Raw genomic sequence first — 24,822 nt, forward strand, 5'->3', positions numbered from 1 at the left:
TCGGATCTCCACTGCCTGGATTTTCCCCCTTCAGTGTGGAAAAAAGTGAGAAGGGCGGAAAAACAACAGCATAAAAGTAAAGAATAAAAGTAAAGGCATGGACTGAAAGAAGTTGCATGTGTTTGCTGGGTAAATAAGAAAGACTGCAATATCCAATTTTAAAAAAAATACGTAGAATTTTTCAGGATATTTCATTATTCCTGAAAAAAAGAGATCAAGGCGGAATGTTAAGATTCCGCCCCAATATACATACTTTATTTTTATCGGTTGAGGTGGCCTATGTTAAGGATGCTGCTATTGATTTTACCAAACTTATACATGGCTTGTGCAAAGATGTCTGCTTCTTCTTTTGTTGCATAGGCACCCAGAATAAGTTTATATACCGGAGTTTCCGCCACTTCTTCTGCATAGACCCATATTTCTCCTTTCCAGAGGTTCCTGTATTGTTTTACTTTTTCCTCAAAACTACGGTAACTGGTATGGCTGTCAACGAGGAGTCCAAACACATCTTGTCCGGGCTCCATAGCGAGTCTTTTGAGACTATAAGCCTCCAGCCCGGGAATATCCAGATGAATAACTGCTGCTGACTGTCCACGCATAACGATATTGGGATTCATATCGATGATGGGTTGCGATTGTGCGGGTTCGGCACTACGGGTAGCCATAGCGAGCTGCGGTTCAGCTGCGACAGGCGTTGTTTGGGCTACAGTTTCTTCCGGCTCTGCAATATTATTTTCTATCGTTGGCGCTGGCGCAATCGGTTTTTCCTCTGCAAGGATGGTATTCTGCATTTCCTCGTTGATGGATGCCATATGTTTTTTAAGAATATGGTAAACGGTAGTTGGCGCCAGGTATCCGCTGGCTCTGCCAAGGACTTTTCCATCAGGACTGAAAAGAAGAATGGTGGGGTAGGCGTAAACCTGAAATTGTTGGACAAGGTTGAAATCAGCCTCCAGAATATCAATTTCCACAGCAAGGAAATTTTTCGAAATAAACCGGTTGAGCATGGGGTCTGTCCAGGTATAACGGGTCATTCGCTTGCACGATCTGTTTTCCCTCGCAGAAAAATAGACAAAATATGGCTGATTACTTTCCATCGCCTGCGACTGGATTTCATCAAGTGTCCCCGAAAAAAACGGAATGCTTCTGTCCGCAGCAAATGCCTGACTGCATATCAAAAGCGTCAAAATGATCAGAAAGGGTTTTCTTTGGATCATAATTACAAGGAGTAAGCGTTTGTTCAGATTCAAAAAATTGCCGTAAATTTTTCTGTCGGGTGGGTAAACGCGCCAGTTACGGTACAGGTTAATGTTAAAGATTGAGCTTTGGAATGAGGTATGTAAAAAAACGTAAAATGATATTACGAATATAAATTAAGCATTTGGGATATTGCAAATTTGGAAGCAATTTAATGCTCCATTTTTTCCGCTAATTTACCCCAAATCTTACATGTTGGAAAAGGCTTGTCTTTCGGGTTAGAATGGAACGCTGTCATCGTCTCCCCCTGTCCCCTGGTCGTGGTTCATTTTTGAGGGCAACGTGATCGTGTTGGTATTACCTGCGTCAAGTGTATTAAACCCTTTGGGAATGTCGAGTCCCGGAGTGCCTGTATTCCAGTCGGTAAACTTTCCGTACTTCCCGATGAACTGCATTTTGACCGTTCCTGTAGGGCCATTTCTCTGTTTGGCAATGATTAATTCAGCCATACTAAGGGTTGAGTTTCCTTCATCGTCCGTTTCAAATCCATAATATTCCGGGCGGTAGAGAAACATAACCATGTCCGCATCCTGTTCAATACTTCCACTTTCACGAAGGTCGGACAGCACCGGGCGTTTGTCTCCCCCCCGGCTTTCTACGGCACGGCTGAGCTGCGACAGCGCGATCATGACGACGTTAAGTTCTTTGGCCATTTCTTTGAGTGCCCGCGAGATGCCTGCAATCTCCTGCTCGCGGTTTCCGCCTTTTGACGAATTTCCTGACATGAGCTGAAGGTAATCGACAATGACCATTCCGATTCCTTTTTCTGCTTTGAGGCGCCGGCATTTGGCGCGAAGGTCCCATATAGACAAAGCGGGCGTGTCATCTATAAAGAGGGGCGTTTTGGAAAGCGAACCGATCCGGGTGATAAGTTGTTTCCACTCATAGTCTTCCAGCCGGCCTGTCCGCACCTTTTGGGCATCGAGTTCGGCTTCTGCACAAATCAGACGTTGTACGAGCTGCACGGCGGCCATCTCCAGAGAAAAGAATGCAACGGGTTCATTAAACCGCTGCGCCGCATTTCTGGCCAATGTCAGCGTCAACGCAGTTTTTCCCATCGCGGGACGGGCAGCGATGATGACCAGGTCGCTTTTCTGCCAGCCGGCAGTCATCTGATCGAGATCGGCGATGCCTGACGGGATACCGGTCACGCTGGAATCTTTGCCACGCATTTCTTCCAGACGATCGAGGGTTTTCATTACCAGTTCGGGCATAGACATATAGTTGCGCCGGAGATTGGTTTCGGAAATCTCAAACAGTCCCTGTTCTGCTTTGTCCAACAGCTCAAACACGTCAGAAGTTTCGTCATAGGCCTGGCGAATGACATCATCAGAGACCCGTATCAACTGTCGGAGAATAAACTTTTCTGCTACAATCCGCGCATGATATTCAATATTTGCCCCCGAGGCTACCCTTGAAGTGAGCTCTGTGAGGTAAAAAGGACCGCCTGTTTTTTCCAACTCCCCTTTTTTTCGAAGGGCATTTTTTACGGTCAGGATATCTACTGGCTCCGAATTTTGAAACAATTCGAGAATCGTCTCAAAAATCAGCGCATTCGCATCCTTATAAAACATATGAGCCTGGAGGATATCCATGATTCTGTGCAGCGCATCTTTTTCAAGCAGCAGCGCACCCAGTACCGCTTCCTCCATATCCAGTGCCTGTGGTGGCAGTTTTCCTGCACCCAGGGAAGGCGTGGTGATGGGTCTTACTTTTCCCTGTAAGTTATCCGGGTTAGAAAAAGGTGGCTGGGAATCACGGTTTAAATGGTCAGACATAGGCCTTCTGGTCGTTTGGTGTTCTTTTGTTGAAAAGGGAGGTCAATATACGAATAGTCTTTCCGCTCCCCAATCAGACGAAAATTGAAATAGTTTCACAAATCGCTGTTTATCAGTAACTTAAAAAGATGCCAAATTTATCCACATTTATAGATTCTGGTATGTCCCTTCACGGCAATCTAAGCAGGTCTCTACCAGGGTTATGCACAGTGTTGTGGAAAACTCACACCCAAATGTGGAAAAAATCTGGACTACTCGTCCACCCGCCTTAATACTAACCGCTGATTCCTGGTATAAATCTCTGATAAAAAAATTAGACTTGCTAATAATAATTGCAGTTTTTTTATCAAAAATTTCCCATACCTTTGGATGATTTTCGGTCCCAATGTGGATTTTTCCTCTGGGATAATAGGGAATCAGGTGAAAATCCTGTACAGTTCCCGCTGCTGTAATCTTCAGCTGATTTTTCAGCTAAACCTCTGCCGACAATAGCCACTGTCTTCTGAAAAGATGGGAAGGCCGGCAAGGTGAAGTAAGTCAGAAGACCTGCCGGAAATCAGGTTCGGAGCTTTCGGAGAAAAAGCAAAGAGCCATACATCCTGCTTTACCGCAGGGCATATGGTTACTTACAGATCCTGATTTCAATTCCTGTTAATAGTGGAAAACATCAGGTTCTCCTGCCTTTACTTCGAAGCTGCGCGCCCTTACGGTTGCAGCTTATGAAAAAGAAAATTTATAGCTTATCGCTGATTTTATGGTTTTTTTCTTCTGAACTCCCGGCTCAGACTGATTCGGTATTTGCCCATATTTCTCCGATTAATATTTCTGCGGAAAGACAAGATCTGCTTTCGTCCGGATTGAAGCAGTTTTCTCCTGACAGTTCGCTTCAATCGTATTTCCGAAATGCTTCTCTGGGGGATTTGCTGGCGGCTCAGTCTGGCATTTTTATTAAAAGCTATAGCCCGGGCGGCGTGTCTTCTCCTTCTTTCCGCGGTACGGGTTCCGGGCATACTGCTGTCCTTTGGCAGGGGTTTAACCTCCAAAATCCAATGCATGGTGGGGTGGACTTTTCTCTGATCCCGGTGGGAATGGCCGATAAAATCCGCATTCAGCCCGGAGGGGCTTCTGCTTTATTTGGCAGCGGGGCCATGGGCGGAATTATTTACCTCTCCTCAGTACCGCACTATGGTGCCGGACAGAAAATTTCTGTTTCTGCCGAAACCGGCAGTTTTGGCCAACGCGGTCTTTCTGCGCGGTTTCTTTCTGGCGCTGATCAGTCTTCGACTTCTGTTGCCTTTTTCCGTCAGGATGCAGAAAATGATTTCCGCTACGTCAAACCCGGAGGTATTTCTGCCCGGTTTGATCATGGCGCTTTTTCCCGCACAGGAATAACACTCTCCCAATCTTTCCGGATAAACCCTCGCCAGCAACTGCATCTGCATCTCTGGTATTTTGACAGTCCCCGCCAACTTCCTCCCACAGCACAACAAAACGACCAAAACCTTCGCTCTGCGCTGATATGGGAAAGGAATGCTGAAAGAACTTTTTTCCTGATCCGGTCTGGGTATTTTAGTGATAAAATCGGTTATGCTGATTCTGTTTCAGGGATTTTCTCCCAAAGCAGGTCCGCAGTGCTGACAACGGAATCGGAAGCAAGGGTCATTCTCTCCGGATCCGATATCATCCAGGCCGGGGCAAACTTCAGTTATCTCCGTGCAACCGCCGATGGTTATGGAAAAGAACGGTTTAACGAGTCAAATGCGGCTCTTTTTGGTTCTTATAAACACATTTTCCCCAACAGCCTGAATCTGGTTGCCAGCATCAGGCAGGGATTTCGAAATCAGATCGCACTTCCCGTTGTCCCGGCAATCGGGCTGGAAAAAACATGGAACGAACGGCTTGTCTGGAGAATGCATGCGGGTCGTAACTACCGGCTGCCGACTTTCAACGATCTGTACTGGAAACCGGGGGGCAATCCCGATCTGCTGCCAGAGTCAGGATTTAGCAGCGAGACGGGGCTGACTTATCACATGCCCGTAGGGCAGGGGAGGGTTACTGGTGATGTTACGCTGTTTCATTCCCGTATCAAAGACTGGATTCTCTGGCTTCCGGGCGGTAGCTTCTGGAAACCAGATAATGTACAACTGGTTTGGAGCCGTGGTGTTGAGGCGGGTATTTCTTCCAGCGCTTTTCGTTTAGGCAATTGGACAATTGAAGGCAAAATCAACTATCAGTGGGTAAAATCTACCCGGCAGAACAAACTTTCTGCCTGGGATGATGGCGTAAACCGACAATTGATATACATACCCGAACACAACGTTCAGGCGTTTTCCATCTTCTCCTTTAAAGGTGTATGGTTTTCCTATAACCATACCTATAGCGGCAAACGGTATATCACTTCCGACCATTCTTCCGGTTTGCCTTCCTACCATCTGGGGCGTATGGGCACGGGTAAATCGTGGACATGGCGCCATTATATGATGTCATGCTCATTGAATGTAGGGAATATATGGAATACCGCTTACCAGGTGGTGGCCGGTTATCCGATGCCTTTGCGCAACTATACCCTTCGGCTCGATTTGTTTTTTGACAAGCCCTCAGAAATAAAACAGTAACCAATCTATAATTATTCATATGTACACCAACCTGATTAACAAATTATTTTTCCCAATACTTCTTGGGCTGGTTTTTACTTCATGCAAACCAGATGCTCCTGTTGACCCCAAAGGATCTGGTAATGTTTTTATTCTGAATGAAGGTAACTTTCAGGCTGGAAACGCAAGCATTGACCAATTTGATCCGAAAACCTCCCTGCTTTCCAGCGATGTTTTTTCCTCCAGAAATCAGATTCCGTTGGGAGATGTGCTTCAATCCATGACGATTATTGGCGATAAAGGATATATTGTCGTGAATAATTCGCAGAAAATCGAGGTGGTAACGCTCAGCGATCTGGCTGTGCAAAACACAATTACGGGTTTTACCAGCCCTCGCTTCCTGTTGCAGGTTAGCAGTGCTAAAGCGTATGTATCCGATCTTTTTGGCGGTGCAGTTTCCATTGTTGATCTGAATACAAATACAATTACGGGATCGATCGCTTTGCCCGGATGGACGGAAGAGATGTTACTGGCCGAAGGCAGGGTATTTATAACCAATCTTTCCAGTGAATATGTATATGTGGTTGACCCGGCAACTGACCAGGTGGTGGACAGTGTGGAAGTTGGCCTTGGTTCCAATAGCCTCAGGCTGGACAAACAGGGGCGACTGTGGGTATTGAGCAGCGGAGACTCTTTTAACGGGATTGCCGGAACCCTTTCGGTAATCAATCCTTCTGATCTCTCCACACTAAAAAGTTTCACCTTCACAACAAGCGATTATCCTGTGCGGTTGTCAGTAAATCCTGACGGAGACAGAATATACTACTTGAATAATGGTTTGTACGAAATCGCTATTGATGCGACTACACTTCCTGCAGCACCCAAGGTTTTGAGTGGTGAGGGTAGTTATTTTTATGGACTGGGGGTTGACCCGGTTTCCGGCACATTGTATGTAGCCGATGCATTGGACTTTTCCCAGCGTGGGCTTATGCTTCGCTTTGAAGAAAGCGGTACCGCAATAGATACTTTTCGTGCAGGCGTGATTCCGTCGGGGTTTGTATTTGTGGAAGAATAATAGGTTGCATACCGGGAGTGCTGACCCGCAAAGCCGGGCCGGTATAGGCCCGCCCGCTCTGCGGCATCCAGCCGGTGGAGAAACATCAATTGATAGTGATTAACCAGAATATACCCACCTGGTAGAGCCAGATAATAATCTGGCTCTACGTGTTCACCCTACGTCACGCCCCGGCTTTGGGCGGGGAGGTGCATGGGGGTTGGCGGTTTTTGAGGAAATGCTACACTATTTGATTGTAGCCATAAGGTAACGCTTTACTTTTTGTCACCATAACTTGTTGTCCCAAAAATTGGGGGAAACTACACTCTCCGTTCTCTGAATCCTGTTACTTCCCAAGTTACCTTTCTTTTTCAATATCATAGCTTGATAATTTGAAATTAAGTGGGTTGGAAGAATCTATCGAGACACTTACTATTTCTGTATAGTTCGGATAATAGAAATAGATTGCTTTATTCTTTTCGATCTCCTTTTGTTGATTCGTTAAGACTGAATCAATCTTCTTAACTATTGTTAAAGAATCGTGGCCAGAAGAAAATAGTGCATTTGGAATCTCTTTGGATAGATGATCCAAAGTTTTAGAATAATTATTAGGTGACTGTTGATACATATACAGAAAGTACATATGTTCTAAGATTGATCGGATATCCGAGGGTTTTAAGTCAGAACAATCCTTTAGACATTCTCGCAAAAAAGTGAGATCATCAATGTCCGATTTAGAATCGAGAATTTGAGTCAAATCATCAGAATCCAAAATCTCACATAGATTTAACTGTTCACTTTCAATTACAGAAAAAAATAAGTCAAAGTAATTAAAGGTATATAATTTGATTCCGCATGACAGTTGGAGGGTATCGTGAGCATCGAGGGCTGAAAAATCCTTTTCATTCTCAAAAACGCTAAATCTAGAATCATTTTTGAAAACAACATCGACTAAGTGTTCTTTTGAAAAGGAACAATTCATCGAATTTATTTTTGATTGTCTTGGACAGTTATTTTTGAAACATCCCATTTGAAAGATTATCAAAAATATGACGAGAATATAAATAGTACCCTTCATTGGAATGTTTATTTTTTCCCGTAATAAAAAAGAATCAAAGCACGCTCTTCAGCTGGAATCTGATTTACTTTTTGTCGGTTTTCTTTAGTTGCTATTGTTGAGCTTGGGAAGAAGGCATCTTCAGAATAATATCCATCCTGAGCTAAGCTTGGGCCACCCAAATGGCCGATTGCAATACTTTTTGCTTCAGAATCAGAATAACAATCCCACTTATAGGCTCTATATCTCATCGTATGATAAATTTCGTGAGCACCAATATGAGCTAAATATTCAATGAATAACGATTGCCCTCCGAGGAGATTATTATTACTATTTCTCCCTCCGCTACCTAAAAAATCCCTAGCAGCTATTTTAAAGGATGCTAGTCCTGACGAATCAACAAATAAAATGGTATTGTTGTATGTGTAATGATATGGTGTAAAAGCTGATTGAGACTCCGCCAGGGGATCCACCGACACAAACCGCGCCTTTTCCGGGTCGTAAAATCGGAAGCCATAATCATACCACCCCAGCCCCAGCTCATCCTGCAACTCTTTCCCATCCCAAGGGGATTTCACTTCGTTCAATTGTAGAGATATTCATTCCCGGTCGAAGCGACGAGGGTGTTTTCTCCGGACATGCGCAGGCCGAAAGGGTCCGCTTGGGCGGATGCAAGCATAGTAATCATTCGTATCCTGTATCTCCGTATTCGGATCAAGAATCCCATCATCATTCAGATCACCAAAGGCTTGTGCTGAGGCTCCCGAAGTATAACCCGGACATTACCCAAATGCTTCTGCCGGGCAGATCTTCGACCTTAATCTGATACTCATACACCCAGTCAGTGCCGTCGAGCCGTACCCTGCCTTCTTCCATTTGAGGGAAAATCAGGTTGCCGTTTTCGTAATGAAAAGCGCCCACATAATCCGAGGTTTTGGTAACGGTATTGGAGGTATTCACGACTTCCTGACTTAATTTGGTGCCTGCGGCATCCCTTCGACCAGGCTCAGGGCAAGCATAAATATAACGAATTTTTTGGTTGATATTGGGTCCCCCGGTGAAAGTAATTTCGTAGGGTTTGTTGAGGTGGATGGGTAACTTTTGGAAGAAAAATTGTAACTTTAAGGGATAAAATTCAAGCAGATCCATGCCTAAGCTTTATGAATACCTTGGAATTGTACTATTTTTTTATTCGAACGAACATGAACCGATTCATGTGCATGCACGGCAAGGAGAATACGAAAGTAAAGCCGAAATCTTTGTCTTGAATGGGAAGATTGCAGAGATTATTATTTCCGATGTAAAGGGACGTAAGCCGCTAAAAGGCAAAGAACTGAATCATTTGAAAACTTTTTTAACCCATTATGCCGACGAAATCGTAAGTAAATGGATTGACTATTTCGTCTATCATAGAGAAGTGACTTTTGAGAAGATTACGCAAAAATTGTAGTACATGAAAATTACGGAAAGATATCAATACACGACGAAAAGCACCCCTGTTCTTATCAAAGAGGCGTATTATATTGGAGATTTTGCGATCCGTCTAAGGTTTTCGGATGGTTATCAGAAACTGGTTGATTTCAAACCTTTTCTCGAAAAATCCACTCACCCCGCAATCAAAAAATATCTTCAGGAATCTTTATTCCAAAACTTTCAGATAAAGTCCGGGAACCTCGACTGGAATGATTTTGATCTGTGTTTTCCGATAGAAGACCTATACCGAAATGATCTCCTGAAAGAATTTGTCATTGCCGGTAAATCATAATCGTATCATTTTCACTCCGCAGCATCTAGCCGGTGGAGAACGGCTAGTTGATAGTGATTAACCAAAATATACCCACCCGGTAGGTCCCGTAGAGCCAGATTATAATCTGGCTCTACATTCTCGCGCTACATCTCGATCAGGCTTTGGGCGGAGAGGTGCATGGGGGTTACTTTTTGGGACAAATGCTATATGGTTTCAGATAGTTCCGAAGTAACATTTTTCTTTAAATCAAGTTTGCTTGTGGTCTAAAGAATTTGGGGAAGTAAACTAGCAGAGGCTTATCTTTTCAGAATCAACCGCTTTTCCTGCGCGTAATTCCCCCGGTGATCAACGGCCTGAACTGAACCGCGAAAGCCTGAGGCAAAGGTAATCCGCCGGGCAAAAATCAGGGTATGTTCCATTTCGGTGGAAGCAGCTATTCGCACCTCTCCTCCGGAGAGAATCAGGCATTTCCCACGATAACTACTGGCAGATATCAGGAGCGAATGTGGCGAAACCCGTTCATATACTTTTTCTGTCCAGGGGTGGGAAACAGAATCATTTTCAAGAGAATACCATTCCCCGGAAGGCTGCATTTCTGCTACGTTGCGGAGGAAATTCTCTAATGAAGGGAAATAACGGGAATTGAGTGAGGGGATGGAAATCGGTGCATTCGCTCCTGTGGGCAAGGTGGAACCGATCCAGGCAGTTGCACCAATCTGGCCGGACCGGATACCGGATTGGGGCAGGAGGAGTTTCCCTTCCAGTCTTGTATTTCCCACTATCACCAGCGGCTGGCGCTGGTCAGTGAGGGAAAGGGAAAAATCAGTCGAAAGGTTTCGTCCCTGACCGACGAGGCAGGATTGTTCGGCTACCGTTTGATTGTACCGCCCCTGCACATGAAAAAGACCCAACAATCCCCAGGGTTCACTGGAGATAGATACATGATCTGAGCCGAAGTCAAAAAGATCGGTCTCAAAGGTCTCCCCTAGATTCCACCCCAGATGGAGATACCAGAGCAGCCCGGAGCGTAGATTTTCCCTCGCCCGCTCTGCGGCATCCAGCCGGTGGAGAAATATTAGTTGATAATGATTAACCAGAATATACCCACCCAGCAAGGTGCTCACGATCAGGCTGATCAGGAGCGTATAGATCAGGCTTTGGGCGGGGAGGTTCATTTTCTTTTGGTGCACTTTAGCCTTTGGTCTGAATTTGTTGAGGGATTATACTGAAAAATATCTCTAATAAGAGTGATTGCTAAAAAACGGGGTTATTTTCAATCTTTACCTACAACCAGAACAATATTACCTTTGCGATCGAAAACCCGGACAAAAAAATTATCCTCCAGGCAATGATACTGCTCCTCTGATTCAACATAGGTTAAAAATTCTGTATCATACCATTCATCTCTATCTGTTTGTTTATAAAGGAACAACCTTGAATTGCAAATTTCGGGACCTATTCCTGCAATTCTCTCCTTCAACATAAAGGACATATTCTTTTGTAGAAGTGAAAACTCTTCAGGGGTAAAGTTCTCAAACAAGCTGTCTGAATGTTTAAAGTTTTCCGAAACTTTATACCTATGGGTTCCTACAAATAAAATATCCTCTATGAAACTGAAATCACAGGGGCTGTCATCGGGACAGCCTTTTTCATTGATTTTCCGCAGTAAGGTATCCATTGAAAGATAGACCCTTTCAAATTCTTCTAAATCCTTGACTTCAATTTTATAGGTGCTTTTGGGTTGGTAGCAGCTAAACAAGGTAATAAGGAGAACAATCGCAATCAGGTATTTCATTGTGGTTTAAAAATTATTGTATCCATATTTCACCCAGTAGGCATCCTTTTCGGTATCAAAAAAGGTTGAAGGCCCGCCGAGCGGATGACCGGTTCTTCTTAAAAATCGCCTAAGTACGAAGGCTTCCGGTGAAAAGTCTAATTCCCACCCCTTATAAAGTTGATTCATCCCACCCCCAAATAGGTTGAGTGTAAGGGACAATCCATAGGCTTTGGCCGCAGCACCAAAGGCTAGATTCCCAAAAGCATCATATCGTAACAAACGGCCTTCAAAAAAGCCATAAAATTTAGCAATTTCAGGAAAAGTCTTTTTATAAAGTAAACTTTCCTTGTCATTTTTTGAGTCAAAATAAGAATGATCAGTAACTGCTTGTTTCCATGTCCAAATAGTAACGATTTTATGGCTTAAATAGCCTGATGTTAAGACGCCATGATCAACATCGAATCTCAACTGAATGGCCATCTTCTTGAAATTATTAATTGTTTCATAAGCGTCCAGGGTTTTATCGGGTATATCTTGTCGTTGCCCCACATATTCTCGATCGGAACCGTCCGTTTTGATTCCAACATAGACTCTACCATCCGAAAGGCCGTCATCATGAATCTTTTCGCCCGTGATTCGATGAAAGGTTTCCCCCGGATCGGCATTACCGAGTAGATGGGAAATATTATTTAGGCTTACATCAGGGCCGTAATAGGTAGTCGGTCGAGAAGTTTTCGCTCTTTGTCCGGCGATGCCTTGTACCGATTGTCCGTCCGGATCAATTAAGTTGATCGGTGAATTCAGTACATAGGTATAGGCTCCATAATTTGCATACAACTCCCCCAACGCATCCACCCCCTTCCACCGCCCTTCATCGGGCGCATACATCCGGGCCCCATAATCATACCACCCCAGCCCCAACTCCGTTTGTAGTTCCTTGCCATTATAGAGATACTCATTCCCTGGCGAAGCCACGAGGGTGTTTTCTCCGGACATGCGCAGGCCGAAGGGGTCCGCTTGGGCGGATGCAAGCATAGTAGTCATTCGCATCCTGTATCTCCGTATTCGGATCAAGAATCCCATCATCATTCAGATCGCCAAAGGCTTGTGCTGAGGCTCCCGAAGTATAACCCGGACATTACCCAAATGCTTCTGCCGGGCAGATCTTCGACCTTAATCTGATACTCATACACCCAGCCCGAGCCGTCGAGCCGTACTCTGCCTTCTTCCATTTGAAGGAACATCAGGTTGAAGTCCCTTTACGGACGAAAATCCCTTACCGGGATCGCCGTCTTCGTAGTGGAAAGCGCCCACATAATCCGAGGTTTTGGTAACGGTATTGGAGGTATTCACGACTTCCTGACTTAATTTGGTGCCTGCGGCATCCCTTCGACCAGGCTCAGGGCAAGCATAAATATAACGAATATAACGAATTTTCTGGTTGATATGAGGCTGCGACCTGTTAGGTCGTAGCAATTCCATCCCACGAACCTCGCTACGCCAATCCCTTTTTCAAACATGTACTTCGTGGGACGGATACCCTAAAAAAGGTCTAGATACACACTAATATTGGTTTATTAAGTAAAAACCCAATATTTTGATATTCTCCTGATGATAGTCGGACACGTAAATATATTCTATTAGTTCTGAATCCGTTTCCTTGAATTTTGCTTCGATATGGGCATGCTAAATCAACTAAACGAAAGTATATCCACCCTGCTTTGTGTGAAGGATTTAGTAATTGTCGAGCCATATGAATGCCTGAATGGTCAGTTATTATCTCTATGGTACATTCAGGGATACAATCTAGCTTTACTCTAATCAAATCTTCTGCTTTGACCGTCAATAATTCTTGAATTGGGTCAGGTTTTTCTTCATTTTGAATAGGTTTATGCTTAGAGTAAATGTGAATTTCAATATTCTTATTTACATTGAAAACAAATTCCTGAGTACTGTGGCATCCGCAAAGAATTAGCCCAACTAATGAACCTAAGGCTACTGATACAGATAGAATATTTAATTTCATGTCGATAGGTCTATGAAGTAGTTAATTCTTATCTTTTTCATAAAGATCCTTAACCCTGGCGCGTAAAATTACTTCTTTTTGACCCCAATAATCCCATTGATTATTGGGATTGGCCCCTTTCGCTGGTGCATGTGGATTACCTGGATATTTTGGATCATTCCGATTATCTATATGAGCTCCAGCTTCATGATTTAATTCATATGCGCCTTGATATTTCACTTTCTCAAATTCTTCAGTTCCTCCTGCAAACAGTGCCATATTACCCTTAATACTTTCTTCTGTTGCCGTTTCACCATATACATCACTATTTAATAAGACTAAGGAGTATGTTTTTCCCTCCTCATTTGATGAAGAAACATCCAGCCCATTAAAAGAATCAAGTCCTTGGGTTTCCAACTCACCAAATTTCTCTGGAACTTTTGAATCAAGTTTAAAGGATTCTTCCTCTCCGGCATTGAACTCATTAGCATTTGTCAATGTTTTCGTTAGGGTTTGGGATGTAGAAATATACACGTCATGCTCTTTACTATCTAAGTATTTTCCGATATAATTATCTTCAATGCGAAGAGCAATGCGTAACGATTCAACTACAGAAGAATTGTTATCAGGATTATCTAGCACTTCTTGTGTAACCCTTTGGGATTGCCCATCAATTACTATAAAAATATCATTCCCATTCGGGTCCACAAACAATAACGGATTATTTGCCACATACACATAGGGAGAAAATCTCACATACTTTTCCCCCAACGCATCCATCCCCTTCCACCGCCCTTCATCGGGCGCATACATCCTAGCCCCCCTTCGACGATCGCTCAGGGTAAACGCCATCATACCACCCCAGCCCCAGCTCCGTTTGTAGTTCCTTGCCATTATACAGATATTCATTCCCCGGCGAAGCCACGAGGGTGTTTTCTCCGGCCATGCGCAGGCCGAAAGGGTCCGCTTGGGCGGATGCAAGCATAGTAATCATTCGTATCCTGTATCTCCGTATTCGGATCAAGAATCCCATCATCATTCAGATCACCAAAGGCTTGTGCTGAGGCTCCCGAAGTATAACCCGGACATTACCCAAATGCTTCTGCCGGGCAGATCTTCGACCTTAATCTGATACTCATACACCCAGTCAGTGCCGTCGAGCCGTACCCTGCCTTCTTCCATTTGAGGGAAAATCAGGTTGCCGTTTTCGTAATGAAAAGCGCCCACATAATCCGAGGTTTTGGTAACGGTATTGGAGGTATTCACGACTTCCTGACTTAATTTGGTGCCTGCGGCATCCCTTCGACCAGGCTCAGGGCAAGCATAAATATAACGAATTTTTTGGTTGATATTGGGTCCCCCGGTGAAAGTAATTTCGTAGGGTTTGTTGAGGTGGATGGGTAACTTTTGGAAGAAAAATTGTAACTTTAAGGGATAAAATTCAAGCAGATCCATGCCTAAGCTTTATGAATACCTTGGAATTGTACTATTTTTTTATTCGAACGAACATGAACCGATTCATGTGCATGCACGGCAAGGAGAATACGAAAGTAAAGCCGAAATCTTTGTCTTGAATGGGAAGATTGCAGAGATTATTATTTCCGATGTAAAGGGACGTAAGCCGCTAAAAGGCAAAGAACTGAATCATTTGAAAACTTTTTTAACCCATTATGCCGACGAAATCGTAAGTAAATGGATTGACTATTTCGTCTATCATAGAGAAGTGACTTTTGAGAAGATTACGCAAAAATTGTAGTACATGAAAATTACGGAAAGATATCAATACACGACGAAAAGCACCCCTGTTCTTATCAAAGAGGCGTATTATATTGGAGATTTTGCGATCCGTCTAAGGTTTTCGGATGGTTATCAGAAACTGGTTGATTTCAAACCTTTTCTCGAAAAATCCACTCACCCCGCAATCAAAAAATATCTTCAGGAATCTTTATTCCAAAACTTTCAGATAAAGTCCGGGAACCTCGACTGGAATGATTTTGATCTGTGTTTTCCGATAGAAGACCTATACCGAAATGATCTCCTGAAAGAATTTGTCATTGCCGGTAAATCATAATCGTATCATTTTCACTCCGCAGCATCTAGCCGGTGGAGAACGGCTAGTTGATAGTGATTAACCAAAATATACCCACCCGGTAGGTCCCGTAGAGCCAGATTATAATCTGGCTCTACATTCTCGCGCTACATCTCGATCAGGCTTTGGGCGGAGAGGTGCATGGGGGTTACTTTTTGGGACAAATGCTATATGGTTTCAGATAGTTCCGAAGTAACATTTTTCTTTAAATCAACTTGACTTGTGCTTTACAAATTTGCCAAGCGCTTTGGTATGACCACCGATCTGCTTATAAACCTCGAAGATGAACCATTGACCCAGCAACTAAAATTGATCAATCAACTCGATGACGATGACCGGAATGTGATTTTTAAAATGATCGTTACCATACTGACCAAAAAGAAGTTCCAGGACTTCTTTCAAAAGAACCTGCCTGCTACGCAATAACAAAACTTCTACATCAACTGTAGAAGCTCTCTTACTATCTTGATTTCTATTTTTTAAGGCTAATGGTCAGGGTTCTTTTTCAATAACGCCACAACAAGAAGGATCAAGCCCACTGCAAACCCAGCAACCAAGTTTTGTAAAAAGTACGTATCTGTCTCAAGAAACTCAAAAATGTAAGCCATCAATGGTAGCAAAAACAAAACAGTGAAAATCACTGAGAGTATCCTCCAAGAGATTTTAATTGACTTATAATAAAGAATCAATCCAATCAACGATATGAAGCCTTCAATCGCCAATAAAAAGTTTGAGACAAGCTCCTTGCTACCAAATAGCATAGAGAATAAATACATAACTCCTCCATTCAAGGTCATTATCATTATCTGGATAATTGGAACAAAAGAAGTCAAAACCAGAACCCCCATTATAATCAAGGGTATCTCTAAATTCTTTCTTTGAACGATATTCACCATCTTAAATTTTTTTATTCTTGGTTACCAAATAAGGAGTTGTATAAATCCTTGTACTGTTCTTTGAACTCATCTACTGACATTGGGCCCGAGTTATCCTTATTCCATTGCTCAATCGAGATCGTCTGATCACCTACTCTCACACCTGTGAAAATGCCGTTTTTATCGGTCACAATACTAGCGTTAATGTTCATCATTGGCCTGTTAAAATCTCCGAACAAAGTGGCAAATGGACCAACATCCGCACCACATTGGACAGGCTGGAATTTCCGGCATCATCCACGGCCTGAATGGCAAAATAATAGACCGTTCCCGGGGGGTAGAAATAATGAAAGCCGCTATTTAAGTCTAAGCCTGAGCGACAATCTTCCGGATCTGCTCCAACTGACTGATATCCTTCCCTGCTTCTTCGCGGATTTGGGGTAAAAGATTCATGGCGTTGGTAACCTTATCGGTTTCCAGCGCCAATGTCAATACATCGCTCATATCGGAGACATATCTGACCTCAATTCCTTTGAGATAATCGGCTTTGATTTCGCTGACGTCTTTCTGATTTTCGCGGCACAGGATAATGGTGGTAATGCCTGCCCGCACTGCTGCCAGGATTTTCTCTTTAATTCCTCCCACCGGCAACACTTTCCCTCTGAGTGTAATCTCACCTGTCATCGCGACGGACGGTTTTACGAGTCGCTGGGAAAAGACTGATGCGAGGGTCGTCAGAATGGTAATGCCTGCCGAAGGCCCGTCTTTGGGAATGGCGCCAGCAGGCACGTGCAGGTGGACGTCCCACTGGTTAAAAACCTCATAGGGGATTCCAAACTTGCTGCTCTGTGATTTGAGGTAGGTAAAGGCCAGGGTGGCAGATTCTTTCATTACATCGCCCAACTGGCCGGTCATGCTGAGTCTGCCTCTTCCGGGGGTGAGCGTAGCTTCGATAAAGAGAATACGCCCGCCGACCGAACTGACAGAAAGCCCGATGGCTACACCAGGCACTTTCAAATCCTGGTAAAGGTCTTTTTCAAATTGTTCGATGCCGAGAAACTGCGTGAGGTTTTTTTCCGATACCCTTACGTTTTCTTTGTCAAAGAGGACAATCTCCTTGGCTACACCCCGGCAAACCGCAGCAATTTTTTGGCTGAGTGCCCGTACGCCGGATTCGCGGGTATAGTGTTCGATGATCTTTTCAATGGATTTGGGGGAGAAATTAATATTACTGGCTTTCAACCCGTGATCTTTTCTGGCTTTGGGGACCAGGTGGCGACGGGCAATTTCCAGTTTTTCTTCCTGAGAGTATCCATTGATTTCTATAATTTCCATCCGGTCTCTGAGGGCGGGGTGGATAGAAGAAAGCGTATTTGCAGTACAGATAAACATAACCTGTGAAAGGTCATATTCTACTTCCAGAAAGTTATCTCTGAAAGTATTGTTCTGCTCTGGATCCAGTACTTCGAGCAAAGCAGAAGATGGGTCTCCCCGGAAATCATTGCCTACTTTGTCGATTTCATCGAGCATGAGTACCGGATTGCTGGTGCTGGCTTTTTTTAAGCCCTGTATAATTCTTCCCGGCATAGCGCCAATATAGGTGCGCCTGTGCCCGCGAATTTCTGCTTCATCTTTTGCTCCGCCGAGGGAAATCCGGATGAATTCTTTGTTCATCGCCCTTGCGATAGATTTGCCTAAAGAGGTTTTTCCCACACCGGGAGGGCCATAGAAACAGATAATGGGCGCTTTTTTGTCTGCTTTGAGCTTTAATACAGCCAGATGCTCAAGGATTCTTTCTTTGACTTTTTCCAGACCATAGTGATCGTCATCGAGGATTTTTTGTACTTCCTTGAAATCAAAATTATCCTCCGAATAATTTTGCCAGGGGAGTTCAAGCAGCCACTCGATATAGTTCATGATCACTGCATAGTCGGGCATAGCCGGAATAAGCCTGCTTAACCGGTTTATTTCTTTTTGAAAGGCTTTTTCAACTTCTTCCGGCCATATTTTATCTTCCGCCCTTCTGCGCAGATCGTCAAGCTCTGAATCGGGCCCAGCTTCCCCCAGTTCGTCCTGAATGGTGCGGATTTGCTGACGCAGGATATATTCCCGTTGTTGTTTGTCGAGATCAGTTTTTACTTTTATCTGAATTTCCTCACTCAGTTCCAGTACTTTGAGTTCGCTTCCCAGATATTGCAAAACCAATTCACCTTTTCCTTTGAGGGAGTCTATTTCCAGGATTTCCTGCTTTTGGGGTACGTTCAGGCTGAGGTTGGATGCGATAAAATGAATCAGAAAACTCAGGCTATCGATATTTTCCAGCGCAATTTGGGCCTCACTTGGAATGTTGGGCGAGAGCTCTATGATTCGGGAGGCCTCGATATTCAGGCTATACATAATAGCCCGGGATTCATCCGGGAGGGGGTAAATCTCCGGTACTTTTTTCACCTTTGCCCGAAAATAGGGCTGTTCCTGGGTAAATGATTCTATTTTAAATCTGCTTCGACCCTGAATGACAATCGTAACGCTTCCGTCAGGCATCCGGATCATTTTGTGAATCCGCGCGAGGGTACCTGTGGTAAAAAGATCCTCTTTTTGAGGATCCTCAATATTCATATTTCGCTGGGAGACGACCCCGATGATTTTATTCGGAGTTTTATAAGCTTCTTTTACTAACTGTATTGATTTGTCCCTGCCAACGGTAATGGGAATCACAACTCCGGGAAATAGAACTGTATTCTTGAGTGTGAGGATGCTGATTTCTTCCGGAATATCTTCCTCCGCCATCATTTTTTCCTCTGAATTGGAAATGATTGGAAACTCATCCTCAAGAAAATTTTCCTGGTCAAAATTTATATTGAAAAATGTCATCTTATCGAAAAAATAGGTTGGTGATGAGCCATGTTGCTTGGAGGCAACACAACCTGATAAGTAGAAATGTCAACTTTTAATCAGGTACAAAGGGCATGCCCTGTGCACAAAGATCGTTTATTTCTGCATATTTGTCATGTATAATATGCTGTTAAGACAATTTTTCTTAAAAAACCAGTTGGTTTTCTTGTGTAACATTCAAAACTTGCAACCCGGTTTACAAATAGTAATCAAAATATGTCCGCAGAATCTGTAGAAATTAAAGATGTCGTGGCGCTTGCTGGCGCTCCGGGATTACACAAAATCCTGAAAGCCGACGAAAAAGCCATCGTGGTAGAGTCCATGGACGACCGTAAAAAGCGGCAGTTGATCAAGGGAAATATGGTGGTAACCAAGCTGATGGATGTCAGTATCTATACCGATGATGACAGTGAGCCCCTGATCAGTGTCCTGAAAAACATCAAAGAAAAATATGCCGACGGGCTACCCGTAAACAAACTCAGCAGTAAAGATGAGTTGATGAGTTTTCTTGAAGAGGTACTGCCTAATTACGACAAGGAAAAAGTGTATCCTTCCAATGTAAAAAAACTTGTTTCCTGGTATGAAATTCTGGAGGCTTTTAATGTCAGCCTGGAAGTGAGTACAGAGGAAACTACAGAAGCTACGCCTGAGAAGGAGGAAGAAACTGCCGCAGAAGAGTAGTATTATGCCTTTTCATCCGCAAACCGTTCATTTCCCGATCGCCTTGCTATATACTGCTTTTGGCCTCTTTGTCTGGCATGCAGTACGACCGCAGGATTGGGTTACCCGGTCTGCCAATCTGCTTCATGTTTTGGGGCTGGTTGCGATGATTCTCTCGATTTTTTCGGGAAGACAAGCCGAAAGTATGGTGGAGGTTTCTGCTGAAACCGCAGATATCCTCCAACGCCATGAACTGCTCGGCTATCTTTCCATCTGGCTATTCACGGGGTTGTGGGTGTGGCAGTTTATCCGCCATGGAAAGATGGGGAGCGTCGGCAAATGGGTGTTTCTTGCCTTATTTGCCGCTTCTTTGGGCGCCATGAGTTATGGCGCCCATGAAGGCGGGGTGATGGTGTACCAGTGGGGGATAGGGGTAAGCAAGTAATCGCTTACCGGAAAGCATTTAGTCCCGTAATATCCATGCCTGTAATGAGCAGGTGAATGTCGTGTGTCCCTTCATAGGTAACCACTGATTCGAGATTCATCATATGCCGCATGATGGGATAGTCTCCGGTAATACCCATGCCACCGAGAATTTGCCGGGCTTCCCGGGCAATTTTTAAGGCGTTTTCGACATTATTGCGTTTTGCCATAGAAATCTGTTGTGTAGAGGCTTTGCCTTCATTCATCAGTTGTCCCAGTCTGAGTGCAAGTAGTTGCATCTTGGTGATTTCTGTCAACATTTCAGCCAGCTTTTTCTGGGTAAGCTGGAAGCTGCCGATCGGCTTTTCAAACTGAATACGCTCTTTCGAATAGGTAAGCGCAGTATGGTAACAATCCATAGCGGCGCCAATGACCCCCCATGAAATACCATATCGCGCCTTATCGAGACAACCCAGCGGGCCGCGTAAACCGCTGACATTGGGCAATAGATTTTCTTTGGGTACTTTTACATTGTCAAACACAAGCTCGCCGGTATCTGAAGCGCGAAGCGACCATTTGTTTTCAATTTTGGGAGTAGTAAATCCTTCCATGCCTCTTTCCAGAATCATCCCATGGATTTTTCCCGCTTCATTTTTTGCCCATATGACTGCAATGTCTGCAAATGGTGCATTGGATATCCAGGTTTTTGATCCGTTCAGCAGATAATGGTCGCCTTCATCGGTGAAGGAGGAAGCCATTCCGCCAGGGTTTGAGCCAAAGTCTGGTTCCGTAAGACCAAAACATCCCATAAGTTCTCCTGAAGCAAGCAGTGGAAGATACTTCATGCGCTGTTCTTCTGAACCATACTTATAAATCGGGTACATGACCAATGAACCCTGTACAGAACACATTGACCGAATGCCCGAATCTGCTCTTTCTATTTCCTGCATGATCAGGCCATAAGAAATTTCATCGAGTCCGGGACACCCATATTTTTCGGGCAAAGAAGGCCCAAAAAGGCCCAGGGCGCCCATTTCTTTTACCAGGTGTTTCGGACATTCATTATTCTGTGCCCATTCATTGATATGGGGAATAATGTGTTGATTCATCCAGTCTCTGACGGATGCGCGGATCAGCTTTTGCTCATCGGTAAGCAGATCATCCATCATATAATAATCGGGTGCTTCAAAGTTTCTGACGGCCTGCCCTTTATGATTTTCCTTTATCATGATTGAAAATGAATTTTTATATCAATGAAAACCTTCAAAATAAGTACATTTGACTTACAAACCCAACTAAAAACAGTGATATGAGTTTGGGTGCTGTGGATAATTATGGTGAACAGCAGGCGAAATATTTTCAGATACCGGCGGCTTCGCGATAGCCGATATTTGGTTAGAATGGCTTTTGTGGGGTTATACCTTGTTTTAATGACCCTGATGATGCCTAGATCCTTCCGGTTGAAGTTCCAGTATGAAGTGGGAAAAGCCTGGCAGGGGGCAGACCTTGTTGCGCCATTTCCCTTTTCGATTTACAAATCTCCTGATAGCGTACAGGCCGAAAAAATGCGGGTACGACAGGAGGTGCTGCCTATTTTTGTAAAAGATTCTGCAGTTTTTCCGGAGGTTTCCCGAAATATCAGGAAAGAATGGGAAAATATCGTCGCTCAGTTGGAAAAAATTCGTCAGGCTGATGGGAGCGCAGAAAGTGAAATTCCCGCTCTTTTGGCTGCTTTTAGCCGGCAATATAAAGTTGCCCCTGAAAAGCTGAATGACAATTACACCAAAGACTGGCAGGAGCGTATGGCTACGGCCAGTGTCAATCTCGCCCGGGAAATTCTGGAAAAAGGTTATATAAACTCAGTATTGCCTGATTCTATCGGTGATCTGGTTTCTCTTCGTCTGGCACCTGCATATGAAGAATACAGACCCCTGAGCCGCATGCTGCTGGGAGTGGATCCGCTTAATGATTTTATGAACCGCATTACCCCCTCCGGCAATAATGCGGAGCAGGAACTAATAAAAAGAGTGGTGCTGATGCATATTCAGCCTGATCTGAGATATGATGATAAATTGACACAACAGGTGCGCGATGCGCAGATGGCACTGGTGTCTCCTGTCTATGGAAGCATTCAGGAGGGGGAAAGGATTATTTCAAAAGATGAAATCGTGGATAAGCAGGTGGATGCAAAACTCCGATCGCTGATCCATGAACAAAGCCTGCACATGGGGGGTGAAAATGCAATGAGTATCATCGTCAGTCAATTCCTGATTATCCTGGTGATTACTGTCATTTTGCTTTCCTATCTGAGTGTCAACCGGCCGAGGATTTATTTCAACAATGCTAAGCTGGGGCTGATATTGTTTACGCTCTTGTTGGCGGTGGCCGCAATGGTTGTTTCTACCAAACTCAATGATCTGGCAGAAAGGCTTTCTGATATTATCGGCCCCAATCTGAATCTTTCCTATATCTATATTGCCCCTGCGTGTATTGTGCCCATTTTTATCACCAACTTTTTTGGTCTTCGCACGGGTTTCCTCTGTAATATTCTGGTGGCGCTTTATGGGGGCGTACTGATCCAGCAAGGGCTGGAATTTGTATTTGTTCAGATGATTGCCGGTACAGTGGCTGTTTACAGTCTGCGCAAACTGAGGAAGCGGGAAATTTTCTTTTATACACTGGCCTATATTTTCCTCGCATATACTTTGTCTTATATCCTTTTTAATATCTATTCGAAAGGCGATTTTGCGGACATCAACTACCGGACAATTCTGCTGTTTGTCATCAATGTAGCGATTACGATTATCGCTTATAATCTGATCTTCCTGTTTGAACAGATTTTTGGTCTGACTTCTGACCTCACGTACCTGGAACTGCTGGATACCAATCACCCACTATTAAAAGAATTGGCGAGGAAAGCGCCGGGCACCTTTCACCATAGTCTTCAGGTTGCCAATATTGCCGAGGCAACGATAAATGAAATAGGCGGAAATGCCCTCCTTACCCATGTGGGTGCCTTGTACCATGATGTGGGGAAAATGGTAAACCACAGATTTTTTATCGAAAATATGTCTGAAGGCCAAAATCCTCATGATCAGTTGAGCTGCGAAGAAAGTACTGCGATCATCATTGGGCATGTAAAAAGGGGGATTGAGCTGGCGCATAAATATTCGCTTCCAAGGGAAATCATTGAGTTTATTGAAACGCATCATGGAACCACACGTGTGGAGTATTTTTACCGGATTTATCTACGGGAAAACAGCTGCGATGCGCCCGAATTTGAGGACAGATTTCGGTATTCCGGGCCCAAGCCCTTTTCGAAGGAAACGGCTGTTTTGATGATTTCTGATTCTATAGAAGCAGCTTCCCGTGCGATGAAAAACCCCACTCCGGAAAAGTTAAAGGAACTGGTTGATAATGTTATTGATTACAAAATCAAGGATAATCAACTCGAAAACTCCAACCTCACCTTCAACGATATCGCAGTCATTCGCAAAGTCATTCACAAACAGTTGCTGAGTATTTATCATTCGAGGATTCAATATCCGGGCAATCCGGTAGGTGCTGAAAGGAGTGTGTAAAATATCGAGACCGGTCTCTATTTTCGGTTTTTTTTTAGATTGTCCTGCATTTTCCCCCATTTAATACGGCTCATGGCAGAGTAGCGTGTGAGTTTTTTGAATGCTTTTTCATCCAACTCCTCCCAGTCTGCGCGATCAAATTGGGTGATATGGTGCAAGGGCTTAAATTCTCCCCCTGGATGAGGTGTCGAGAAACGGTTCCATGGACAGACTTCCTGGCAAATATCGCAGCCATATGCCCAGCCTTCCAGTTTGTCTTCAAATGAAGCGCTGATATTTTCCTTCAATTCTATCGTCAGGTAAGAAATGCATCGGGAGGCATCGATTTTATAAGGCTCCAGTGCCTCGGTAGGGCATGCATCGATACAACGTGTGCAAGTGCCGCAATAGTCCTTGACCGGACCGTCTGCTACTAACTCCAGATCAAGGATAATTTCCCCGATAAAAAACCATGAACCCTTGTGGGGCGTGATAAGATTGGTGTTTTTACCGATCCAACCTAATCCACTTCGCCTGGCCCATGCTTTGTCCATGACGGGTGCTGAGTCCACAAATACTCTTCCCGGTATTTCTGTTCCGGTTGTTTCTTCAATAAAAAGAAATAATTCATACAGTTTCTTTTTGAGTACTTTATGATAGTCTTCGCCCCAGGCATAAGTAGAAACTTTGGGCGCATCCTTTGGTTGGCAGGAGTCTGGCTGGGGGAAATAATTGTGAATGACACTGATCACAGACTTTGCTCCGGGGACGAGCAGACGGGGATCTACCCGTTTGTCAAAATAGTTTTCCATCCAGGTCATAGTCCCATGCTGTTGCATATTCAGCCATTTTTCCAGATCTCGTGCTTCCTTCTCGAGAAACTCAGCCTGAGAAATACCTATCATATCAAACCCCAGCCTGTAGCCCTCTTTTTTGATCAAATGCGTGAGTGTTTCAGTATTCATAGAATAAATGTACGTGATAGTTTGGATGGACAAATAGCTTTTTTACTAAGTAAGTATTATTTACTTTAGACTAAGTACTTGATTTTGAT

General features: G+C 44.0%; 26 protein-coding genes and 1 riboswitch. Of the genes, 10 read left to right on the plus strand and 16 right to left on the minus strand.

Going from position 1 to position 24,822, the window contains the following annotated elements; translation table 11 throughout:
• Positions 1-260 precede the first annotated feature (260 nt).
• Both R3D00_16275 and dnaB read right to left on the minus strand, forming a co-directional pair.
• Positions 261-1,217, minus strand: a complete 957-nt coding sequence (locus R3D00_16275; protein ID MEZ4774742.1) for a thioredoxin family protein — start codon at positions 1,215-1,217, stop codon at positions 261-263.
• Between the two features lie 258 nt (positions 1,218-1,475).
• A complete protein-coding gene (gene dnaB, locus R3D00_16280) occupies positions 1,476-3,035 on the minus strand; it encodes a replicative DNA helicase (GenBank protein ID MEZ4774743.1) in 1,560 nt (519 codons plus the stop codon).
• A 360-nt stretch (positions 3,036-3,395) separates the two neighbouring features.
• Positions 3,396-3,604, plus strand: a riboswitch (cobalamin riboswitch).
• 150 nt (positions 3,605-3,754) lie between these two features.
• On the opposite strand from dnaB, the gene R3D00_16285 reads away from it, so the two are divergent.
• Positions 3,755-5,650: a TonB-dependent receptor plug domain-containing protein gene (locus R3D00_16285; protein MEZ4774744.1), complete on the plus strand. Its 1,896-nt coding sequence runs from the start codon at positions 3,755-3,757 to the stop codon at positions 5,648-5,650.
• A gap of 19 nt (positions 5,651-5,669) precedes the next feature.
• On the plus strand, positions 5,670-6,704 hold the full coding sequence (locus tag R3D00_16290; GenBank protein MEZ4774745.1) for a YncE family protein: 1,035 nt from the start codon (positions 5,670-5,672) through the stop codon (positions 6,702-6,704).
• A gap of 337 nt (positions 6,705-7,041) precedes the next feature.
• Here R3D00_16290 and R3D00_16295 read toward each other — a convergent pair whose 3' ends face one another.
• From R3D00_16295 to R3D00_16305, 3 genes are all read right to left on the minus strand, one after another.
• On the minus strand, positions 7,042-7,665 hold the full coding sequence (locus R3D00_16295; protein MEZ4774746.1) for a hypothetical protein: 624 nt from the start codon (positions 7,663-7,665) through the stop codon (positions 7,042-7,044).
• A 104-nt stretch (positions 7,666-7,769) separates the two neighbouring features.
• Positions 7,770-8,318, minus strand: a complete 549-nt coding sequence (locus R3D00_16300) for an RHS repeat-associated core domain-containing protein (GenBank protein MEZ4774747.1) — start codon at positions 8,316-8,318, stop codon at positions 7,770-7,772.
• 160 nt (positions 8,319-8,478) lie between these two features.
• Positions 8,479-8,889, minus strand: coding sequence for a hypothetical protein (locus R3D00_16305; protein MEZ4774748.1), 411 nt, complete (start codon positions 8,887-8,889; stop codon positions 8,479-8,481).
• On the opposite strand from R3D00_16305, the gene R3D00_16310 reads away from it, so the two are divergent.
• Together R3D00_16310 and R3D00_16315 are read left to right on the plus strand one after the other, a co-directional pair.
• Positions 8,888-9,190 (plus strand): DUF4160 domain-containing protein, encoded by a 303-nt coding sequence (locus R3D00_16310; GenBank protein MEZ4774749.1) that lies wholly within the window; start codon positions 8,888-8,890, stop codon positions 9,188-9,190. The genes R3D00_16305 and R3D00_16310 overlap by 2 nt on opposite strands.
• Positions 9,191-9,193: 3 nt before the next feature.
• Positions 9,194-9,505, plus strand: coding sequence for a DUF2442 domain-containing protein (locus R3D00_16315; protein ID MEZ4774750.1), 312 nt, complete (start codon positions 9,194-9,196; stop codon positions 9,503-9,505).
• A gap of 278 nt (positions 9,506-9,783) precedes the next feature.
• On the opposite strand, the gene R3D00_16320 is transcribed toward R3D00_16315, so the two are convergent.
• The 7 genes from R3D00_16320 to R3D00_16350 form a co-directional block, all read right to left on the minus strand.
• On the minus strand, positions 9,784-10,662 hold the full coding sequence (locus R3D00_16320) for a hypothetical protein (GenBank protein MEZ4774751.1): 879 nt from the start codon (positions 10,660-10,662) through the stop codon (positions 9,784-9,786).
• A 98-nt stretch (positions 10,663-10,760) separates the two neighbouring features.
• Positions 10,761-11,282 (minus strand): hypothetical protein, encoded by a 522-nt coding sequence (locus R3D00_16325; protein MEZ4774752.1) that lies wholly within the window; start codon positions 11,280-11,282, stop codon positions 10,761-10,763.
• A gap of 6 nt (positions 11,283-11,288) precedes the next feature.
• Positions 11,289-12,308 (minus strand): RHS repeat-associated core domain-containing protein, encoded by a 1,020-nt coding sequence (locus tag R3D00_16330; protein ID MEZ4774753.1) that lies wholly within the window; start codon positions 12,306-12,308, stop codon positions 11,289-11,291.
• A 141-nt stretch (positions 12,309-12,449) separates the two neighbouring features.
• The gene (locus R3D00_16335; GenBank protein ID MEZ4774754.1) at positions 12,450-12,746 is read right to left on the minus strand and encodes a hypothetical protein; all 297 of its coding nucleotides are present in this window, start codon (positions 12,744-12,746) and stop codon (positions 12,450-12,452) included.
• A gap of 70 nt (positions 12,747-12,816) precedes the next feature.
• Entirely contained in the window at positions 12,817-13,290 is a 474-nt protein-coding gene (locus R3D00_16340; GenBank protein ID MEZ4774755.1) for a hypothetical protein, read from the minus strand.
• Positions 13,291-13,311: 21 nt separating this feature from the next.
• A complete protein-coding gene (locus R3D00_16345) occupies positions 13,312-14,163 on the minus strand; it encodes an RHS repeat-associated core domain-containing protein (GenBank protein ID MEZ4774756.1) in 852 nt (283 codons plus the stop codon).
• A 150-nt stretch (positions 14,164-14,313) separates the two neighbouring features.
• The gene (locus R3D00_16350; GenBank protein ID MEZ4774757.1) at positions 14,314-14,724 is read right to left on the minus strand and encodes a hypothetical protein; all 411 of its coding nucleotides are present in this window, start codon (positions 14,722-14,724) and stop codon (positions 14,314-14,316) included.
• Between R3D00_16350 and R3D00_16355 the strand changes: the two genes are divergently transcribed.
• The 3 genes from R3D00_16355 to R3D00_16365 all read left to right on the plus strand — a co-directional run bounded on the left by R3D00_16355 (position 14,723) and on the right by R3D00_16365 (position 15,784).
• A complete protein-coding gene (locus R3D00_16355) occupies positions 14,723-15,025 on the plus strand; it encodes a DUF4160 domain-containing protein (protein MEZ4774758.1) in 303 nt (100 codons plus the stop codon). The genes R3D00_16350 and R3D00_16355 overlap by 2 nt on opposite strands.
• A 3-nt stretch (positions 15,026-15,028) precedes the next feature.
• The gene (locus R3D00_16360; protein MEZ4774759.1) at positions 15,029-15,340 is read left to right on the plus strand and encodes a DUF2442 domain-containing protein; all 312 of its coding nucleotides are present in this window, start codon (positions 15,029-15,031) and stop codon (positions 15,338-15,340) included.
• Between the two features lie 240 nt (positions 15,341-15,580).
• A complete protein-coding gene (locus R3D00_16365) occupies positions 15,581-15,784 on the plus strand; it encodes a hypothetical protein (protein ID MEZ4774760.1) in 204 nt (67 codons plus the stop codon).
• Between the two features lie 59 nt (positions 15,785-15,843).
• Here R3D00_16365 and R3D00_16370 read toward each other — a convergent pair whose 3' ends face one another.
• Together R3D00_16370 and lon are read right to left on the minus strand one after the other, a co-directional pair.
• Positions 15,844-16,254, minus strand: a complete 411-nt coding sequence (locus R3D00_16370; GenBank protein ID MEZ4774761.1) for a hypothetical protein — start codon at positions 16,252-16,254, stop codon at positions 15,844-15,846.
• 345 nt (positions 16,255-16,599) lie between these two features.
• Positions 16,600-19,104, minus strand: coding sequence for an endopeptidase La (gene lon, locus R3D00_16375; protein MEZ4774762.1), 2,505 nt, complete (start codon positions 19,102-19,104; stop codon positions 16,600-16,602).
• A 237-nt stretch (positions 19,105-19,341) separates the two neighbouring features.
• On the opposite strand from lon, the gene R3D00_16380 reads away from it, so the two are divergent.
• Positions 19,342-19,806, plus strand: a complete 465-nt coding sequence (locus R3D00_16380) for a DUF5606 domain-containing protein (protein MEZ4774763.1) — start codon at positions 19,342-19,344, stop codon at positions 19,804-19,806.
• Positions 19,807-19,810: 4 nt separating this feature from the next.
• Positions 19,811-20,230 (plus strand): DUF2231 domain-containing protein, encoded by a 420-nt coding sequence (locus R3D00_16385; protein ID MEZ4774764.1) that lies wholly within the window; start codon positions 19,811-19,813, stop codon positions 20,228-20,230.
• A 4-nt stretch (positions 20,231-20,234) separates the two neighbouring features.
• Here R3D00_16385 and R3D00_16390 read toward each other — a convergent pair whose 3' ends face one another.
• The gene (locus R3D00_16390) at positions 20,235-21,437 is read right to left on the minus strand and encodes an acyl-CoA dehydrogenase family protein (protein ID MEZ4774765.1); all 1,203 of its coding nucleotides are present in this window, start codon (positions 21,435-21,437) and stop codon (positions 20,235-20,237) included.
• A 210-nt stretch (positions 21,438-21,647) separates the two neighbouring features.
• Between R3D00_16390 and R3D00_16395 the strand changes: the two genes are divergently transcribed.
• Positions 21,648-23,789: an HDIG domain-containing protein gene (locus R3D00_16395; GenBank protein MEZ4774766.1), complete on the plus strand. Its 2,142-nt coding sequence runs from the start codon at positions 21,648-21,650 to the stop codon at positions 23,787-23,789.
• 17 nt (positions 23,790-23,806) lie between these two features.
• Here the strand turns inward: R3D00_16395 and queG are convergent, their stop codons facing one another.
• Positions 23,807-24,733 (minus strand): tRNA epoxyqueuosine(34) reductase QueG, encoded by a 927-nt coding sequence (queG, locus tag R3D00_16400; GenBank protein MEZ4774767.1) that lies wholly within the window; start codon positions 24,731-24,733, stop codon positions 23,807-23,809.
• Positions 24,734-24,822: the final 89 nt, after the last annotated feature.

Source organism: Bacteroidia bacterium, from assembly GCA_041391665.1.
Taxonomy (GTDB): Bacteria; Bacteroidota; Bacteroidia; order J057; family J057; genus JAGQVA01.